General features: G+C 42.2%; 3 protein-coding genes. 2 read left to right on the forward strand and 1 reads right to left on the reverse strand.

What is annotated here, in order from left to right; all coding sequences use genetic code 11:
• Nucleotides 1-1673 (forward strand): S9 family peptidase (locus PX636_RS15510; protein ID WP_288117743.1); only part of this gene is annotated, 1673 nt, incomplete at its 5' end.
• A gap of 437 nt (nucleotides 1674-2110) precedes the next feature.
• Nucleotides 2111-2296: a hypothetical protein gene (locus PX636_RS15515; RefSeq protein WP_002759041.1), complete on the forward strand. Its 186-nt coding sequence runs from the start codon at nucleotides 2111-2113 to the stop codon at nucleotides 2294-2296.
• Between the two features lie 175 nt (nucleotides 2297-2471).
• Here the strand turns inward: PX636_RS15515 and PX636_RS15520 are convergent.
• The coding region (locus PX636_RS15520) for a hypothetical protein (RefSeq protein WP_353853485.1) at nucleotides 2472-3059 on the reverse strand (588 nt) is incomplete at its 5' end.

Here is a 3059-nt window from a genome sequence, read left to right on the forward strand (position 1 = left end):
TAATTGTTGCCGGAATTATCTATTTTTGTAATTTTGCTGACCAAAGAATTTATCGTCAAACTGCTGATAGTTTACCCCAACCTCTGACCCCAGAAAATTCCTGTCGTTATGCGGATTTAATTCTCGATGAATTTCGCAATCGTTTAATCTGTATTTGTGAAGATCATAGCCAAAAAGATCGAGAACCAGTTAATAGTATTGTCAGCATCGATGTGGATACAGGAAACATAGAAACTTTAGTATCAGGCGATGATTTTTATACCTCTCCTCGCTTAAGTGCCGACGGTTCTCGATTAGCTTGGATTAGTTGGAATCATCCTAATATGCCTTGGGATAGTTCTTTTCTCTGGGTGGCCGATATTAATCATCTTTATTTGAGTAATATTCGGGTCATTGCTGGTGGTGAAAATGAGTCGGTGTGTGAACCGCGCTGGTCTGCCGATCAACAGTTATATTTTACCAGTGATCGCAATAATTTCTGGAACTTTTATTGCTTTAAACACGATGAACAAATCGAACCAGTTATCGAACTGATCGAGGCTGAATTTGCCTACCCTCATTGGGTTTTTGGTTTATCTAACTACGGCTTTGCTGGGAAATCCCAGATTATTTGTAGCTATACAAAAGATGGTCGTTGGTATTTAGGAAGTATCGATACTGTTAATCGAGAATTCCAAGAAATTATCACTGCTGATACTAACATTTCTTCCCTACAAGTTAGCGATAACAAAATAGTTTTTATTGGCGGTTCTTTCAGGGAAGTAACGGCGGTTGTCTCAATGGATTTAGCCACAGGAACTAGAGAAATTCTCAAATCTTCTAGTAATTTAACTATTTCTAGCGATTATTTCTCGATTCCGGAAATGCTCGCTTTTCCCACCAGTAAGGGACTAACGGCCTATGCTTGGTATTATCCCCCCAAAAACCCCGATTATACCGCCCCCAATGGCGAATTACCGCCCCTTTTAGTCAAAAGTCACGGTGGACCGACGGCTGCGGCGACCTCTAGTTTAAGTCTGCGGGTGCAATACTGGACCAGTCGCGGCTTTGGCTATCTAGATGTCAATTATGGCGGTAGTACGGGTTATGGTCGTCAATATCGTCAGCGTTTGCAGGGAAATTGGGGAATTGTCGATGTGGAAGACTGCATCAACGGGGCAAAATATTTGGTTAATCAGGGATTAGTCGATGGGGAAAGATTGGCAATTTCCGGAGGCAGCGCCGGTGGTTATACAACTTTAGCGGCCTTAACTTTTCATGATACTTTTAAAGCAGGAGCTAGTTATTACGGAGTTAGTGATTTAGAGGTTTTAGCCAACGATACCCATAAATTCGAGTCGAGATATTTAGATAAATTGGTGGGACGTTATCCCGAAGAAAAGGAAATTTACTATCAGCGATCGCCTATTCATTTTACCGCTCAGTTATCCTGTCCAGTGATCTTTTTCCAAGGTTTAGAAGACCGAGTGGTTCCACCCAATCAAGCGGAAATGATGGTAGAAGCTTTAAAAGCGAAAGGTTTACCCGTCGCTTACGTTCCCTTTGCGGGAGAACAACATGGATTTCGTCAAGCTGAATCGATAAAACGAGCATTAGATGCAGAATTTTATTTCTATTCCCGTCTCTTTGGTTTTACTCCTGCTGATAATTTAGAACCCGTAGAAATTAAGTAGTCGTGCCAAATTAATTTCCTAGGTTCGAGAGGCGCTGAGGCCAATTCAAGTCTGAATTGCATCACTGTCTGAGGTGAATTACCATTGTTGCACAAGTAATACTAAATCCGTTGAGCATAGGCTACTTATGAAGACAGGCAACAGGCAAAAGGCAAAACCCCCCCAACCCCCACCCTGTCCCCACGAAAAACTTTTTCAGCAGCCCCTATCTACAGATTTGACCGTTGGGCGGGTCTAGGCTTAACCATAGTCTCTGTATCGGTTTCAGGCTTTTCTTCTCCTTTTAACTCTCTTAGATTGATGAAAGAGAGATAAGTTGTGTTGAGAAATGTGTAGAGTTGCGGCCGACCCTTGACTGGAACCTAAGCTCTCGTGATAACTTGTATAGGAGTTATCGACAAGACACCATCAGCTAGACAGACCTTTCCAGTTTCTCTATGTTTCATCCTAACCAATCGGAAACCCGTGAAGATATCCGCGAGTATGTAGCTCAACTACAGCTTCACATGGCTTTACAAGCTCGTAATCTCGTGCCTAGTCTGACTAATACTAGCGATAGTCGCGAGAAACTGCTGCAGGATACCCAAGCAACCATCGAAAAAATCGTTTCCCGTCATTTCTAGTTGACCGATTTTACGCAAGTAATCTCTTTGAACCAAGAATCCCCGTCGCTTTAGTGCGGGGATTGTCAACGCCCTAGTATTAAGGGGGGATCAAGGTAGGGTTGATTCATGAATCAACCCTACTATGAATCAACCCCCCGACGTCGGGGGGGTTGCCTTTTGCCTCTCCTCATAACTAGCCTTTACTCAAGGGATTTAGTATAATATCATTGGTAATGGTAACGATAATTCTTTGCAGCTTCGCACCTTGAAACTCGTAAGGAATCTCGTGTTTATATTGAGTTAGGAAGTTAGGAGTATGATTTGATAAAGTTCTTATAATATCGACATTTTGTTCGATGTTATTAATATACAGTTTCATCTTATCTATTGTGCTGTTACCCAACTTTTCATCGGAAGGGGCGATTATCTTTGGTTTGGCAAATTCAACTTTGAGTGTCACCTCGCTACTAAGACGAGGAAGATCACAGGTGATCCTCTGTTGTTGTCCTAACCAGTTATAGACATAACATAGTTTTCCCTGATAGATGTAGAAACTATGTCCACCAAAATATCCACCCTGCGCCATCAGAACACCTTGTAAGTCCCCTTTAGCTTTGGAGAAATCAATAGTTGCTTCGATGGCATAGAAACGAGTGCTAATATTAGGGGCAACAGCTTCGGAAATTTCTGATCCCCCTGGATGATAGGTATAGCTAAATGTGGTATATTGTGGGTGATCAGAAAATGCTGGGGGACGTAATTGCGGAATTTCTCCACCCAA

This window comes from Microcystis sp. M53598_WE2 (genome assembly GCF_030067735.1).
GTDB classification, from domain to species: Bacteria; Cyanobacteriota; Cyanobacteriia; order Cyanobacteriales; family Microcystaceae; genus Microcystis; species Microcystis aeruginosa.